The organism is Mesorhizobium sp. M0808 (assembly GCF_040320025.1).
Taxonomy (GTDB): domain Bacteria; phylum Pseudomonadota; class Alphaproteobacteria; order Rhizobiales; family Rhizobiaceae; genus Mesorhizobium.
The window spans coordinates 14077-28523 of the sequence record NZ_JAMYOX010000040.1 but is presented as its reverse complement, the minus strand read 5'-3'; the positions used below and the strand labels follow the sequence as shown (position 1 = coordinate 28523).

General features: G+C 62.7%; 18 protein-coding genes and 1 pseudogene. 7 read left to right on the top strand and 12 right to left on the bottom strand.

Translation table 11 applies throughout. The features are described from left to right. Position 1: 1 nt before the first annotated feature. Both NKI25_RS29705 and NKI25_RS29700 read right to left on the bottom strand, forming a co-directional pair. Positions 2 to 865, bottom strand: a complete 864-nt coding sequence (locus NKI25_RS29705) for a substrate-binding domain-containing protein (protein ID WP_352593704.1) — start codon at positions 863 to 865, stop codon at positions 2 to 4. Further along, positions 846 to 2648, bottom strand: coding sequence for a methanol/ethanol family PQQ-dependent dehydrogenase (locus NKI25_RS29700; RefSeq protein ID WP_352593703.1), 1803 nt, complete (start codon positions 2646 to 2648; stop codon positions 846 to 848). The genes NKI25_RS29705 and NKI25_RS29700 overlap by 20 nt, the downstream gene beginning before the upstream one ends. 322 nt (positions 2649 to 2970) lie before the next feature. On the opposite strand from NKI25_RS29700, the gene NKI25_RS29695 reads away from it, so the two are divergent. From NKI25_RS29695 to NKI25_RS29675, 5 genes are all read left to right on the top strand, one after another. Further along, the gene (locus tag NKI25_RS29695) at positions 2971 to 3801 is read left to right on the top strand and encodes an SIR2 family NAD-dependent protein deacylase (protein ID WP_502897040.1); all 831 of its coding nucleotides are present in this window, start codon (positions 2971 to 2973) and stop codon (positions 3799 to 3801) included. Positions 3802 to 3885: 84 nt separating this feature from the next. Then, complete coding sequence (locus NKI25_RS29690; RefSeq protein ID WP_352623173.1) at positions 3886 to 4071, top strand: hypothetical protein; 186 nt, start codon at positions 3886 to 3888, stop codon at positions 4069 to 4071. Positions 4072 to 4120: 49 nt separating this feature from the next. Then, positions 4121 to 4711 carry a LysE family translocator gene (locus NKI25_RS29685; RefSeq protein ID WP_352641024.1) on the top strand — a complete coding sequence of 197 codons (591 nt, stop codon included), beginning with the start codon at positions 4121 to 4123 and terminating at the stop codon, positions 4709 to 4711. Between the two features lie 82 nt (positions 4712 to 4793). Then, positions 4794 to 5291, top strand: coding sequence for a hypothetical protein (locus tag NKI25_RS29680; protein WP_353000155.1), 498 nt, complete (start codon positions 4794 to 4796; stop codon positions 5289 to 5291). Between the two features lie 71 nt (positions 5292 to 5362). Then, positions 5363 to 5530, top strand: a complete 168-nt coding sequence (locus tag NKI25_RS29675; RefSeq protein ID WP_352623176.1) for a hypothetical protein — start codon at positions 5363 to 5365, stop codon at positions 5528 to 5530. 159 nt (positions 5531 to 5689) lie between these two features. Here the strand turns inward: NKI25_RS29675 and NKI25_RS29670 are convergent, their stop codons facing one another. Both NKI25_RS29670 and NKI25_RS29665 read right to left on the bottom strand, forming a co-directional pair. Continuing rightward, the gene (locus NKI25_RS29670) at positions 5690 to 5983 is read right to left on the bottom strand and encodes a DUF982 domain-containing protein (RefSeq protein ID WP_023676145.1); all 294 of its coding nucleotides are present in this window, start codon (positions 5981 to 5983) and stop codon (positions 5690 to 5692) included. 125 nt (positions 5984 to 6108) lie between these two features. Then, positions 6109 to 6312, bottom strand: coding sequence for a hypothetical protein (locus tag NKI25_RS29665; RefSeq protein ID WP_023676144.1), 204 nt, complete (start codon positions 6310 to 6312; stop codon positions 6109 to 6111). 312 nt (positions 6313 to 6624) lie between these two features. Here NKI25_RS29665 and NKI25_RS29660 point away from each other — a divergent pair, with 312 nt between their 5' ends. Both NKI25_RS29660 and NKI25_RS29655 read left to right on the top strand, forming a co-directional pair. Beyond that, positions 6625 to 7188 (top strand): sigma-70 family RNA polymerase sigma factor, encoded by a 564-nt coding sequence (locus tag NKI25_RS29660; protein WP_023676143.1) that lies wholly within the window; start codon positions 6625 to 6627, stop codon positions 7186 to 7188. Positions 7189 to 7238: 50 nt separating this feature from the next. Then, a complete protein-coding gene (locus NKI25_RS29655; RefSeq protein ID WP_352569237.1) occupies positions 7239 to 7367 on the top strand; it encodes a hypothetical protein in 129 nt (42 codons plus the stop codon). Positions 7368 to 7556: 189 nt separating this feature from the next. On the opposite strand, the gene NKI25_RS29650 is transcribed toward NKI25_RS29655, so the two are convergent. From NKI25_RS29650 to NKI25_RS29615, 8 genes and pseudogenes are all read right to left on the bottom strand, one after another. Beyond that, entirely contained in the window at positions 7557 to 7775 is a 219-nt protein-coding gene (locus tag NKI25_RS29650) for a hypothetical protein (RefSeq protein ID WP_023676213.1), read from the bottom strand. A gap of 225 nt (positions 7776 to 8000) precedes the next feature. Then, a pseudogene (locus NKI25_RS29645) lies at positions 8001 to 8702 on the bottom strand (class I SAM-dependent methyltransferase); the annotation flags it as partial. A gap of 59 nt (positions 8703 to 8761) precedes the next feature. Beyond that, positions 8762 to 9751: a GNAT family N-acetyltransferase gene (locus NKI25_RS29640; RefSeq protein ID WP_353000154.1), complete on the bottom strand. Its 990-nt coding sequence runs from the start codon at positions 9749 to 9751 to the stop codon at positions 8762 to 8764. Positions 9752 to 9758: 7 nt separating this feature from the next. Then, positions 9759 to 10823, bottom strand: a complete 1065-nt coding sequence (locus NKI25_RS29635; protein ID WP_352623177.1) for a glycosyltransferase family 4 protein — start codon at positions 10821 to 10823, stop codon at positions 9759 to 9761. Between the two features lie 20 nt (positions 10824 to 10843). Continuing rightward, positions 10844 to 11776, bottom strand: coding sequence for a glycoside hydrolase 5 family protein (locus NKI25_RS29630; RefSeq protein WP_352623178.1), 933 nt, complete (start codon positions 11774 to 11776; stop codon positions 10844 to 10846). Then, positions 11769 to 12530, bottom strand: coding sequence for a TIGR04290 family methyltransferase (locus tag NKI25_RS29625; RefSeq protein ID WP_352623179.1), 762 nt, complete (start codon positions 12528 to 12530; stop codon positions 11769 to 11771). The genes NKI25_RS29630 and NKI25_RS29625 overlap by 8 nt, the downstream gene beginning before the upstream one ends. Positions 12531 to 12532: 2 nt before the next feature. Continuing rightward, the gene (locus NKI25_RS29620; RefSeq protein ID WP_352623180.1) at positions 12533 to 13333 is read right to left on the bottom strand and encodes a nucleotidyltransferase family protein; all 801 of its coding nucleotides are present in this window, start codon (positions 13331 to 13333) and stop codon (positions 12533 to 12535) included. Then, complete coding sequence (locus NKI25_RS29615; protein ID WP_352623181.1) at positions 13333 to 14436, bottom strand: CgeB family protein; 1104 nt, start codon at positions 14434 to 14436, stop codon at positions 13333 to 13335. Before NKI25_RS29615 ends, NKI25_RS29620 begins: the two co-directional genes overlap by 1 nt. Between the last annotated feature and the right edge of the window lie 11 nt (positions 14437 to 14447).

Here is a 14447-nt window from a genome sequence, read left to right as displayed (position 1 = left end):
TTCAAGGCGCTCCGACAGGATCGAGGCGGGGCACCTGGTAGGTCGCCAGGATCGCGTCGATCTCGGCGCGGTGTCTGGTCAGGGCGGCGTTCACCTCGCTGCGCAGCGTATCGTCGCCACGGCGCACGCCCATCGAGATGTCGAAGATCATCGGCAGTTGCGGGCCGTCCACGCGCGGCGAAACCGGCGTGATCCGCAGCGCCACCTTCTGCCTGGCTGCAAAGTAGCCGGCCAACGGTCCCCAGACGACGGCCATATCGATGTCGCCATTCGCGACCGCCTCAATGATGCGTGCTGGCGGGTTCGGCGCCGAATAGTCGCCATAGACGGGGAAACCGATGAGATGGCCGACGATGCCACGACGGCCAAGCGCCTGGACGGGGGGCGAGTTGGCGCCATCGTCGCCTATCAGCTGGACGCCGATGTGCAGATCGCGCAGGCGAGGATCGTTGAAGGACGTGATTTCGGGCACATCTTGGCGTGTCACGAACACATAAGAAGACCGGTAGTAGGGCGCGGTGGTGCGCAGCATCTCGAGATTGGCGGGCGTGCCGGGCACAAGATCGCACAAGCCAGCTTTCAACGTGTTGCGGACGAAGCCGCGCCGCTGTGCCCACCACGTGTAGGAAACAGTCGCACCAAGCTCCCGGGCGATGAGTTCGGCGATCTTGTTTTCAAAGCCCTGCCTGGCGGCATTGGAGAACGGCATGTTGTTGGGATCGGCGCAGATCCTCAACTCGCGCGCATTGGCAACGGCGGCAACGAGCGAGAGTGCCAGTGCGCCAACCGCGACGGCTAACCGCCGCGAACGCGTTCTCCGTGGCCCCGCAACTCGGCCGATCGTCTCAAGGCAGCCGGAACACATACAGCGTACCTCCCGGCGTGGTTACATCCTTCAGATCCTTCATGACGTTGACGAAGCCGAGCGCGGCGGTGGCGTCGCGCGGGTCGAGATCGCCGGATACGATCGCGCCGGCCCAGCCACCGACGCCCGAAAGAATCGCGACATATTGGTGCCCGTCCGGGCCGCGATAGGTGATCGGCTGGCCGATGATGCCGGACGACGTCTTGAACTGCCAAAGCAGTTCGCCGGTCCTGGCGCTGACCGCCTTGAACCAGCCTTCCATAGTGCCATAGAACACGACGTTGCCGGCGGTGGCGACGGCGCCGCTCCACACCGGAAAATTCTCCTTCAGGCTCCACGCCGGCTTGGCGGCGGCGACATCCCAAGCGGTGAAAGCACCGCGATTGCCGCCCGGCCCGGGAATCATTCGCACGTTCATGCCGACATAGGGCGTGCCGGCGATGTAATTCACCTCGACGCCTTCTTCGTCCATGCACATGTTATTGTGCGGAATGTAGAGCAGGCCGGTCTTTGGCGAGAACGCCGAAGGTTGCCAGTCCTTGAGGCCAGATGCGGTGGGACAGATGTCGCGGACGACCTTGCCGGTGCCGGTCTTCTTGTCCGGATTTACAATCAGCCGGCCGGTCTTCAGGTCGACGCCCTTGCTGGAATTGACAGGCCCGAACGGCACTGCCGACAGGACCTCGCCCGTGGTGCGGTCCAACAAATAGACGTAGCCGTTGCGTTCCGGCCGCACCAGCACCTTGCGGGGCTTGCCCTGCCAGGTCATGTCCAGCAGCACCTGCTCGTTGATGCCGTCGTAATCGTGCAAATCGTGCGGGGTCCACTGATAGAACCATTTGGCTGCGCCTGTGTCGGGATCGCGGGCAAAGATGCCGGCGGTCCATTTGTTGTCGCCAGGTCGCAGATCCGGGTTCCACGGACCGGGATTTCCGGTGCCATGGAAGATCAGGTTGAGGTCCGGGTCATAGGAGATCCAGCCCCATACATTGCCGCCGCCGATCTTCCAGGCGTCGGGCGGCCACGACGTCACGCCGAGATCCTTGCCCTTGTCCATGTCGTAATGCGGCTTGAAATCGGGGCCGATCAGCACCTCGGCGTCCGGGCCGGTATTGTGGGCCGTCCAGACGACGTGCCCGTCGCCGGCGTCGAGGGCCTTGATCCAGCCGCGTACGCCCATTTCGCCGCCGGAATTGCCAACCAGCACTTTGCCCTTCACCACCAGCGGCGCCATGGTGATGGTCTCGCCGATATTGATGTTGCCGATATGGGTGTTCCAGACCGGTTTGCCGGTGGCCGCATCGACGGCGATGGCATGGCCGTCGAGCGTGTTGAAATAGATGCGCCCGTCGAAGAAGGCTGCACCGCGGTTGACCACGTCGCAACAGGCAACGCCCTGCGCCGCGGGCTCGGGATTGGGCTCAAACTTCCACTTCATCGGCGCGCCGGGCTTGGTAAGGTCAAGCGCATAGAGGATGTTGGGAAACGGCGTCACGATGTACATCGTGTTGCCGACGACCAAGGGCGCAGCCTCCTGGCCCTTGTTGACGCCGGTCGAGAAGGTGAAGGCCACCTGCAGGTTTTTGACGTTGTCTTCGGTGATCTCCGCAAGTTCGCTGTAGCGGGTGGAGGCGTAGTTCTTTGCCGGCATCGCCCACTGGCCGTCGTCGGGCGGAGCAGCTGCGGCCGGCGGATTTATCGCAGGGCTTGATGCTGGCTGAGCAACCGCCGCGGTTATCAGTGCAAACCCCGCCAGCAGCCTCCATCCCAGTATTGCAGCCATTGGCCTCTTTCCCCTTTTGCCAGGCACCCTATTTTTCGCGGCCACCAGTCGCGCTTGCCTCATTTGCTGTCGAGTTGCCGACGTTGGCGCAGAGCTCCATTAGCTGCAGCTGCGCCGTGTTTGTTGAACACTCTCCAACGCGTGAGCGGCGCAGAAGTGCCAAATGCAACGAAATAAATGTCGGATTCGGTTGGCCAAAAGTCGGGGGCCGGGCGCTCGGGACAGCCGATCCGAGTGTCCGCACTCAAGTCGGAAGTAATTCTATTCCGGCAGTGGTCCTGGCTCGGCTGGAACGGAGCGGCACCTATCGCAGTTGTGTCGAATGCTGTCTGCAGTCGAGCAACTGGCTCAATCGGTGAAAGAGCGACGAGCTATCTTGTTCGTTGGAGCCGGGGTGTCGATGAGCGTCGGCTTGCCGTCCTGGCAAAAGCTCATCGAGCACATGCAAAACGAGCTCGGCCTTCACGAGGACATGATCGGCGCACCGGAGGCCAGCTATCAGGCCCTTGCCGAATACTACCGGCTGAAGCAGGGGAGCCTCGGCCCTTTGCGCAGTTGGATGGATCGTGAATGGAGCGTCTCGCGGGAAGAAGTGCAGCGGTCGGCAATCCACAAGCTCATCGTATCGCTCGATTTTCCGATCATCTACACCACCAATTATGATCGCAACCTCGAGGTAGCCTTCGAGATCCATGGCCGGCCCTTTGTGAAGGTGGCCAATGCAAAGGACTTGCCCAAGACGACCGGCGAGGTGACGCAGATCATCAAATTCCACGGCGATTTCGACGACGACAAATCGCTGGTCCTGGCGGAGACCGATTATTTCGACCGGCTTTCGTTCGATTCGCCGCTCGACGCGAAGTTTCGCGCCGACGCGCTTGGGCGCACCATCCTGTTCATCGGCTACAGCATGTCTGATATGAACATCCGTCTGCTATTGCACAGGCTTTGGCAGACCTGGCGGCGGTCGGGCTACGAGAAGAGCCGCCCGAAATCCTTTATCTTCATGTCGCAGCCGAGCATCGTCCAGGAGGCTGTTCTCGGCCACTGGGGCATCGAAATGCTGACCGAAGAGGCCGACGATCCTGAGGACGCGCTGCTCGCATTCCTGAACGAACTCAAGGACAAGGTCGGCCGGCCCGACGGCGCCTGAAAAGCCTGCGCAGCGACGAAGCAGTGGGGAACCGGTTGGCCCGATGTGAGTTGGGGACGCTAAGTCTCACGGGATCAAGCATGTATGAGCGGACGCAAACACAAGCGCAGAGTGCATGCCAAGGACGGCCTGTCGGCCGAGCAGGCCTATGAGGTCAATTTCTTTGCCCGCAGGTGCGGCCTGACCAGGGACGAGGCGCTCAAGATGATGCGAGATGCCGGTCGGTTGAAGGACGGCGCGAAGGCCTCCTACGAAACCGGGGCGAAGTAGCGGCATGGATCCTGCCTTGTGGGCGGCCTTTCTCGGGACGGTCATTCTGATGCAGATGCCCCCGGGGCCTGACAGTCTGCTGGTGATGGCGCGTGGCATCGGGCAGGGCCGTGACGTTGCCCTGTTCACCGTCCTGGGAATGACCATCGGCGCCGGCATGGTCCAGCTGCCACTCCTTGCCCTCGGCATATCGTCGCTGCTCCAGGCATCGCCCGTTGTCTTTGCCATGCTTCGATGGATGGGCGCAGCCTATCTGGTTTGGCTTGGATCGCGTCTGGTGCTGCTGCCGTCGGCCGGCGTCGCCGTCGAGGAGCCGCGCAGTGTCGGGCCGCTTGTGGCCGCACGCGAAGGAATGATCGCCAATCTGATAAATCCCTGGCCGATAACCTTCATGGTGGCATTCCTTCCACAGTTCGTCGATCCCGCGCGGGGATCGGTCACACTGCAATTGCTGCTGCTCGGCGGCAGCCAAAAAATAACCGGTGTGCTGGTGCTGGGCACATATGCGCTCGCATCCGGTACGCTCGGGGCCTGGATCATGAGACGACCGAAGGTAAGGCTCTGGCAGCAGCGCGTGGCAGGCTGCTTCGTCGTCTGTCTCGGTATCCGCATGGCAGTCGGTGGTGGCGCGCACCGCTGAGGATCGAGCGATGCAGCGGCCGCCGATGGAACATCCGCCGACAATTTTCGTTGACATGCTCCACAAGGCGAAGAGGTCGAGCATGTCGAAGTTCCAAGCCGCTACCCCGGAGCGTTTGCAGCAGCTCAGGCTTGAGACGACGGCGCACTTTGCGCCGCTCATACTGCGCGAGGCGCTGGTGCGTCTCTGCCGAGCGTGTGGAAGCGAGAGCCTCGAACGGTTCGAGAAGACCATGGTCGACCAAATCGAAGCATCGCGTGACGAAAAGGCCGATTTCGACACAATGAAGGAATTTGCCATCGAACAGCTCTATGGCTCGATTCGAGAAGTCAGGTCTTCACCGGACATGACACAGCCGCTGGAGAATGTAGACACCCGAAGGACCCCTGGCCGCTCGGAAGAGCCGCAGACGCTGGAAGACCAGCTGCAGGCGGGTCTGGAGGATTCTTTCCCCGCAAGCGACCCGCCGGCTGTTGTTTCCACCGCGATCCCTGGAGGATCGAAGAAGCTGGTCGGAACCGACGAGGTCCTCAGGCAGCAGCGGGAGAAAAAGGCCGAGGAAGCCAGCCATTCGCGATAAACGGCTCTGCGGGGAAGCAGCCTGCCGGTTCGCCCGCCGTCCGGCATGAAGGCTGTCCGGGCATGCGTGTCATGCGGCTCGCCTTCGACAAGTATCTTCGCTTCCAAAGCCGCGTCGATAAATGCTTCGCCGGCTTCCGCTGCCGTAATCTGGCCGATCTGGGCGCCGCCAATGCATCTGCCGCCATCAGCGACAACGGGGCATTGCGGGCAGGCCATTTCTCGCTTTTGAGGCAGTAAGAAGCCTCGAAAATGGAGCTGACCATTCGCGATCGTCCCGGCTTGCCGAAGTAGATGCAAACCGGAGCATCGAACTTTATCTCCAGCATGGCGGTCCTCCCGATTCAACCACCCTTGATATAAATTAGCGTCAGCGGGTCACATGGCCTGCTGGGCATTTTAGCCGACGTCGCGAACCGCAGTGGGATTGGTGCCTGCTGGTATTTCGGCGGCGACATCGTGCGCCAGAATGCCCGCCTTGCGGGCGAATGCTTCGAACGCCGCGCGCACGGTCTCGGCATCGACCTCGTCAGCCAGCCCGGCGCGACAGGCGTCGAACGCCGCCTTGTGCGCCGGGCCGCGACTCGGCCATTCGTTCAAGACGTCATAGGCCTGCCAGATATTTTCGACATGGCGAGGGAAACCAAGGCCGACGAGGATTGGAACGGGGCGGCCAAACGATTTTTTTGTCATCTGTGTCTCCGCGAAAGAGCCTGTCGCATCAACGCTGGGCGGACGCGAGGCCCATGCTCTTTAACGCGGGATTGCTGCACGGGTTGCAGCGGGTTTGTTCGATCGTGCGCCGGCCGATGCTGGCATCATTTGTTGGTCCGCATCTTTTGCCGGGGATTGATACCGCCTTGAGGCGTGGTGTCGTTCTCGACATCGCCTTCGAACGTGTTGTCGCCCTGATCGAGCCGGTCGCCCTCCTTGATCGTGCCCTTGGAACTGCCGATGCCGGGATCGTTGGCAAGGTCGCTGTCGGCCGGCGTTTTGCCTTTGGCGTGCTTGTTTCCTGTCATGGGTTCCTCCTGTTTTGAGGTGGCGGACTGTCCTTGAGGTGGCGGCCCAGGCTCGCTGCGAAAATCGCGTTTCGACACGCCAATGGCGGCGCCCCGGAATTTCGGACGGCCTGGATTCCAACTCCGCGATACCGGTGGTTGTTCCGTCAAAAATATCACCGCCGGCTGGGTTGCCCAGCCAAGCCGCTCCGGTTCCCGATCCGGGTGATTTTCGCCAGCCGGAACGATCTTTCGCCCAATGCATTTAACTGGTCTGCGCTCACGAACTCATTCTGGACGGGAGCTGGACCATTGCCACCTACAGCCTACGCCTTGGCGACTCGCGAAACCGAAGAAGTTTCCATCGTCGACCTCATACCCGCTTTGAGGGCTTTCGCCCGCACCTTCTGCCGCACTCCTGATGATGCCGACGACCTGGTCCAGGAGACGCTGACCAAGGGCCTGGCCAACATTGACAAGTTCGAAGCTGGAACGCGCATGAAGTCATGGCTCTTCACGATCATGCGCAACACCTACTACACGCGTGTCAGGGCCGCGGTGAGGGAAGCGCCCGGCCTACTCGACTGCGCTTCGCTGCGGCCGATCTCGGAAGCGACGCAGGAATGGTCCGTACAGGGCAAGGAGGTCCACCAGGCCATTCAGAGCCTTCCCGAGCACCAGCGCGAGGTTCTGATGTTGATAGGCGTTCTGGGCATCAGCTATGAGGAAACGGCCGAAATATGCGGTTGCGCGGTGGGAACCGTGAAGAGCCGGCTCAACAGGGCACGCGCCGGCGTGCTGGAATACCTTGGCGAAAGTTCCTCGCAAACCCTGATGGAAAGGCGCAGCTATCTGTCCGAAGGACAACTGGACTTCGAAGCCGAGAGGCGCCGTTAATACACGTCACGTTAGTTGCTGGTTTCGCGCAAGCGCCTTTCGATAAGCGCATGCTGCAATTCGATCGCAAGTTTGGTCAGCCGGTCAGGAACCCTTTCCTGCTCGATGGCCGCAAGCAAGGAAGCGATTTCCCGATCTATCGTCAGATCGGCACGCCTGCTGCCGGAATCTTCCCTTGAGCGAGACATCGCGTTCTCTTGGCAAATGTTGGTTCCTTCACCTCACTCTGGTGGCAACAGTGCGAGTTTGCAAGAATTTGCAGGGCGTCCATGCGACCGGCATCGGTCCTTGCACAGCTTCGTCAGCGGTTGGCTTCTCGCCGCCTTTCAATTGCTCACCGGCTGCAAGCTCGCATGCTGCCGCAACGATCAGTCTTCAGGCCGCCGATCCGCTGAATGATCCTGGTACTGCTCGGATTTGACCCGATTGCCGTCGAGCCCGCGCTCCTTGGTGTGCTGCTTCTTGTCTCTGTTGGACAAAACAGCGTTCTCGCCGATCTTGTCCTTGGGAAGATCGGTCATTGCGCCAGCGCCAGCGCCTTTGCCGTGACTGCCGCGACCGATGTGCTTCTTGCTGCCGGACGCCATCTTGTCCTCCTTCATACTGTCGAATAGCGGCTTTTCCCGTTCGGCATCCGAACCATCGTTGGGCCGCAATGTTCCGTCGGAAAGCGTAAGCAGGAAGGCATCGCCGTCCCAGTACCGGAACGGCTTTTCGCCGTCGACGAGGACTTGCATGCCATTTGCGTTGGCGAAGTTATGGACATCGGCGCGATCCAGCGCCGGCGATCCGCGATATGAATAATTCAAAAGCGCGGCCATGCCCGGCCTCTTCAGCACGCGCGCGATTTCCACGAAATGTCGCTCCGCAAGGCCGGCCAGCACCAGATAGGGAAAGCTGTCGACGGCCAGCACGCGGTCGAAGCTGGCATCGCAAAAATCGGCAAGATCGAAACCGCGCGCAGGGCGGAATTCTACATTGCCGAGCCCGGCGCATCGCCGGCGGGCGATCGAGATCATCGCAGGGGATATATCGCTGCCGACGATCCGGTGCGACAGAGCGGAGAGCGCCTGTTCGAACCGACCGATACCACAGCCGATATCCAGTATGTCGCGGTCACTGCCGGTAAAGCCTCGCCTCTCCAGCCAGGCAACGATCTCAGCCGTAGCGGCAGAGAGCTTTTCCTCATTGCCCAGCGATGACAGCTGGACGCTCGCCGCCGGGGAGATCGCCGCCGCCGCGTCAAACCCGGCCGCCAGCCGCTTGACGACCGCATCGTCGGTCTCGTCCTCGCCACGCTCGTGCCGAACAGCACCGCCTGTTTTGCGCAGCGTGGCGAAGATCTCGGGCCTGCGCCGAAGCAGGTCCGCAATCCGTTGCAGTTTTGCCGTGTTTCGCGGGTCAGCCGAGTGCGTGTTTTGCGCAATCTTCGCCAATTCTGCAGCATCGATTCCTGTCTCGAAACGGAGAGCCAGCCTTGCGATGACGGCTTCGACGCCGGCACCGTCTGCCATGCAATCCTCCAGCACCCGCCTTGCTGATGTCGACCGCCGAGATTCCGGTTGGGTCGCGCTCATCGCCCTTTGCTCCGCGTCCAGATCTTGCGCATCGTCCACCGGTCTACGGCGCCCCAGCTGTACTTGTAGGCCTCTTGTCCGCGCAGAAAATCGAACTCTTCCGCGCCTTCGCAGATCGCCTGCCTTATCGCCTGGCCGATGAGCAGCGCGCCGGGACTTTCCTCGGCATAGGCCGGATCGAAGCCACCGAGATAAGCGCAAGCGCGGCCACGATGATGGAACCCGTAATAGGCGCCCACGATCGCGTTACCGATCGTGATAAGCCAGCATCGGGCAAGCACCTGTGCCACCAGTTGCGGGAGCGCCTGACGGTGGAATGCTTCCACGCGGGAATCGGACAGAACGCCGTCGCCGTGTCCGGCCCAGCGCGCGCGGTGAAGGCGGATCAGGTGGTCGAGGAATGTCCGCGGATCGGACAAAGCGGGTTCGATGGAGACACTGCCGCGTCTCGACGCGGCCCTGTGGGCGCGGCGCAATTGGCGCCTCCGCCGCGCCGGAACACAGCCTTGAAGCGTCTGGTCGCCGGCGAGGGCGAGCACCGGGCAAGCGGCGTGACCGACGGCTTGGCACGATTCGAGCGCGGCATGCCTGATGGCAAGGCCGGCGCCGCCGGGAGGCAGGTCCTGCAAGATCCACTGTGACCAGCCCACGGAAAGAACGGCGCCACCGATGACTGCGCCGACCGGTTCGGCGATCTCGGGAAGACAAAGGACATCCAGATAGTCGCTCAACGAAATGCCGAGCGGAAGCAATCGCGCGCCGGCGTCGTGGCGTTCCAGATAGAGTGGCGCCAGGCCGACCAGATCGTCGCCACGCCAGATGGCGACCGTCGCTAGCTCGCCGGGAGCAAATGTTCGCCACCATGGCAGCAACCATGCGGGAGACTGGAACGGCGTCGCCGAGGGACTGCGCGACCAGAGTTCCCACCAGTGCGGCTCGAGGGCTTCGAGGTCCGCCGGATCGTCTATGATCTCACTGCGGAGCATGTCGCGCTCACTTTGCCGTCGCGAGCTGCTCGCTGTCTGTGCCGAGCCGTGCCAGCGCCCGATAGGCGTCCATGTAGGAGGAAACCATGCGGTCGAGTGAAAAGCGCCGCCGCGCCTCGGCCCGGCACGTCTCGGGGTCCAGGCTGGGTGCGGCAGCGATGGCTTCGGCCATCTCGTCGACATCCCCGACCAGATACCCGGTCTTGCCGTGCTCGACCACATCCGGCAGTGCGCCATTCGGGAAGGCCACCACGGGGGTGCCGCAGGCGAGCGCCTCCATGGCGACGAGCGAACTGGTTTCCGCGGCAAGGCTCGGGATGACTAGGCAGCGGGCTGTGTTCAGCAGGCGCCGCTTGGCGACAAAGCCGAGCGGACCAAGGAAGCGGCGCCGGTCGTCCAGGCGGGATTCGACCTCGTCGCGAAAATACGCTGTGTGCGTTTCATAGGGGTAGACCTTGCCACCGATGACCAGCGGGACGCTGGCCTTGTTGGCTGCGTCCAGCGCCAGATGGATGCCCTTTTCCGGGCAGACGCGGCTGAGCACGAGCGCAAAGTCGTGTTTGGCCTGCGGCTCGCTCAGCGCGTCGACGTCCACTCCGTTGGGAATCGGCCCGATCAGCCTGGCGCCCGGCGGCGCGGTTCTTTGCTGAGCCGCCGATACCGCATGCAGCCACAGATCCTCCCGCGCCGGATTGAGAGCGTCGGCAGGATACCAGTCGAGCGGCAAATGCAGGGTCACCAATGTCGGCCCGTCGCCCGGCAGATAGGCATCGAAATCGATACCGTGCAAATGGACCACGTCGATTGGCCAGCGAGCGCGTGCGGTAGCAATTGCGGCGCAATGAGAACGCTGCGCCCGGCGCTTCGCCGCTTCGTCGAGCACGCCCGGTTCGGCCGGCGTCTCGATGAGGACACCCGCAGCGCTCGAGCCCTGGCAGCCGATCACGATCGAGCGGTGTCCGGCCTGTACGAGCGCCTGGTCGAGCATCGACAGCACCTGCTCGGCACCACCGACCGCATCCGGCCCGACCGGGGCGAGGGGATAGGCGACGTTGAGGACGGTGAGCATCATGGCTGGAGAGCCGAAGCTCCTCACGCTGCGGAGGCGCGCAGCCTGCCGACCGAAGGGGCAGCGATGCTGCCGGCATATCGGCGCGTCATTGCCGCGCAGAAATCGGCGAATTCCTCCGGCACCAGCGGCGGACTGCTGTGGTGCGGCATCATTCCGCGGTGTTCCGGCGTGAAGCAGAAAGTAACCGTCACGTCGAAGTCGGCCAAAGCCTCCATCTGCCGGTCGAACCAGTCAAGTGCGTTCGGCCTGAAGCTGTCGGCCCAGGAAAGCCCGGTGCGCAGATTGGTGACGCCGAGCCGTTTCATCCAGGCGACGGCGTCACCCAGCCGGTGATCTTCGAAATGGAACCACTGCACCAGTCCCATTGCCGGCGTGTGGTGCAGGAACTCCTCGAGCGCGGGCTTTGGCGTGCCGTCCTGGCGGAGCAGGCCCATGTAGAAATGGCGGTAGTAAGACGAGCCTTCCGCCTCGCGATGGCGCGTCGTCGCTTCCCACTCGCGCGGCAGGTCGTAGAGGCTATACCATTGGATGCGCGGTGCGTTGCCGATCAGCAATTCCGCGGTCCGGCGCAGGCCCCAGACCTGTACCTCCTCGGCGCCGAAGGTCGACACGCCGACCTCGCTGACCCATACCGGAAGATCGGTGACAGCCGAAATCTCGCCGATCTTCTGCGGCCATTCGTGGATCTGCCAGAGGTTCCAGTCGAGCGGAAAGCCGTGCACGGCGACAGCATCGACATGATCGAGCACGTCGAACTCCTTCATCCGTGTCATGAAACCGGCATCGATCGGCGAGATGCCGCCAAGGACCTTGGTCAAGGCCGGATTCTCCGACGCGATCGCGTCGGCGGCCAGGGTTGCCATGTTGGCGAAGCGGCTCCAGTCGGGGTCGAGCTCGGGATCCCAGTGGGATTTGTTGTTGGGCTCGTTCCAGATCATCGCGGCTTCAATCATTTATTTGTCCTTTCGACGGGTAGACGACGCCGCCACCGGCCGGCACGTCGGCGGTGCGGCAGAAATAGACCTCCTGCTCCGGTTGCAGGACGATCTCGAAGCCGGCGCTGCGCAGCATGGCTTCGGTGCAGGCGCGATTGGGAATCCACCAGTTGGTCGGGTCGTCGGCATAGCGATGCTCGATGAAATGCAGCTTTGGGAACTCCGGCCGGTCGAACAGGTCGTGGGTCCAGAAATGATAATTCTGCTCGAGCGCCGGCACGTTGGTGCTGCCGCGCTGCATCGACTGGAAGATCATCAGGTCCCGGGCGACGTGCTCCCGGATCAGATCGAGTGCGAGCAAGGGATGGCGCAAATGGTAGAGCACGCCCATGAACAGCACGATGTCGAACCGCTCATGCAGGGCGCCAACGTCGTAGACCGAGAGCTGCCGGAATTCGATGTCGCAGTCCGCCACCTCAGCGGCAAAGCGCGCCTGCGCCAGGTAAGCCTCATCGAAATCGATGCCAAGCACGCGGCCAGCGCCGCGGCGTTTCATCTCGATCGAATAGAAACCCGCATTGCAGCCTATGTCGAGCACCGCCTTGCCGGAAAGATCGGCGGGAATCGCGTCCGCGAATTTGCGCCATTTGATCAGCGGATAGTTGCCAAGGAAATGGTCGGGAGCGGTTTCGATGCCGGCCAGTTCCATATTGTGGAACCATGGGCCGAGCGCATCGATACGGCGGCGGATTTCGGCATCGGAATGCAGCATGGCTAGCCTCCTTCGCCTGCGAGGACAGGGACGTGCTGGTTGCCGGGCAGCGTAATGGCGACTTGGTCGTCCTTGGTACCGGCGGCGCTTTCAAGCAGGCGAAGTGCGGTGCGGTAGCCGTTGAAGGTGCCGACGTCGACATAGGCGGTGCCAGCCTTGATGCCATAGGCATCGCCTCCGGCGGCGAGATAGGCATTGACCAGCGTGCCGATATATTCGTCGCACCGGTCCCGTTCCCGCCACAGCGCGGCGAGCTGGTGAAGGGTGCGGCCGGGCATCTTGAACGCACCCCAGATCCAGTTCGATTGGGCATTCTGCTGCTTGACCTGGATTTGCTTCACCCGGCTGTCCTGGTCGACAACGACGGCGTCGAAGAACTCCGGCTGGTCCACCGGAAACAGCAGGAAGGACAGGCCGTCGTCCGGGAGGGCAAGGAAGCCGTCTTCGGGAAACCAGATCGTATCGGGCAACCCGACCAGAACGGTCTCATCGGCTGTGACGAGCGGTGCGGCACGGAAGATGGCGTCGCAAAGGCCGACCGGAGAGGGCTGCACCACAAACAGCGCAGTCGCGTCGGCATAGCCGGCAGAATAATATTCGAGGATATCCGACTTACCCGAGCCGATGACGAAACATATCTTGTCGGCCCCCGCGCGCACCATGCGGCGCACCAGGTATTCGCTGACCGCGCAAGGCCGCTCGGTGTTGCCGTCGATGCGGCTGCCGACCGGCAGAAGCTCCTTCGAAAAGCCGAGCGGCTGGATGCGGCTTCCCCGTCCGGCTGCGGGCACGATGCCCAACATCAAACTGCCTCCTTCAACGGCTCGCCATGCGTGGAGCCGTGCAGTGCATCGGACAGGATGCGGTCGAATTCCTTCGCGCGCCGCGCCGAGGTGTGTTCGTCCAGCACCCGCTCGCGCGCTCGGCGGCGGATAGCGTCAAGCTCGGCGTCGGACAGGTCGAGCGCGGCGACCACGTCGTCGGTGCTGTTCGCCACGACGATCTCTTCGCCGGGCCGGAAAAAGGACTCCAGTCCCGGCCATGTGTCGCTCACCATCGCGGCACCGCAAGCGGCGGCTTCGAACAGCCGGCCGGAAGGACACCAGCCCCTTTCGGCCATCGCCTCGCGGGTCACGTTCAGCGTCAGCCGTGATGATGAAAAGAAGGCGGGGTGGTCGGCCGGCGGCAGATGCCGGACGAAGAAAATATTGTCGCTCCACGGGAATTCCTGCGGATATTGTGCGCCGCCAATGATGAAGCGGCGCTCCGGCAGGCGCGCAGCCGGACTGACCAGCAGCCTCTCGACCCCGGCCTGGCGGTCTGCCGCATAGGTCCCGAGATAGGAAAGGTCGCCGGCAAACTCCGGCCTGGGCGGGGCGGGCCGGTGTCGCTCTGGATCGACATGGCCGTAGAGCGGCATGACGCGGCGCGCACCCAGCATCGACCTCAATGCGTCGATCGCGGTTCCTCCCGTGTAGCTCAGCACGAGATCGAAATCGCGAAGCCCTTCCGGCCCGAAATAGGCCGGAGGCTCACCCTGTTCGATCCGCGCCAGCGTCACCGGCGTATCCAGATCGTAGAACACCTTCAGCCCGCGACAGGCCTGGTGGGCAAGGCGCGACGCGCTCACGGCATCGGGGCAATAGGAGGTGACGATGACCACATCGGCCTCATTCATCGCCTGCTCGGCAACGCGCTGGATGTCCTCCCAATCCTGATAAAGGACGAGGTTGCCGCCATCCAACTGGTCGAGGTCGCGCGTCCCGGCATAATAGGGAGTGTTGCGTTCGAAGAAGGTGATAGACCAGCCCAGCCCGGCCATCGCCCGGATCAATCCGCGCCACAGCGTGGCGTGCCCATTGCCCCACGACGATGTCACGGTAAGACCGAAAATGACCATGCGCATCCGGCAATTCC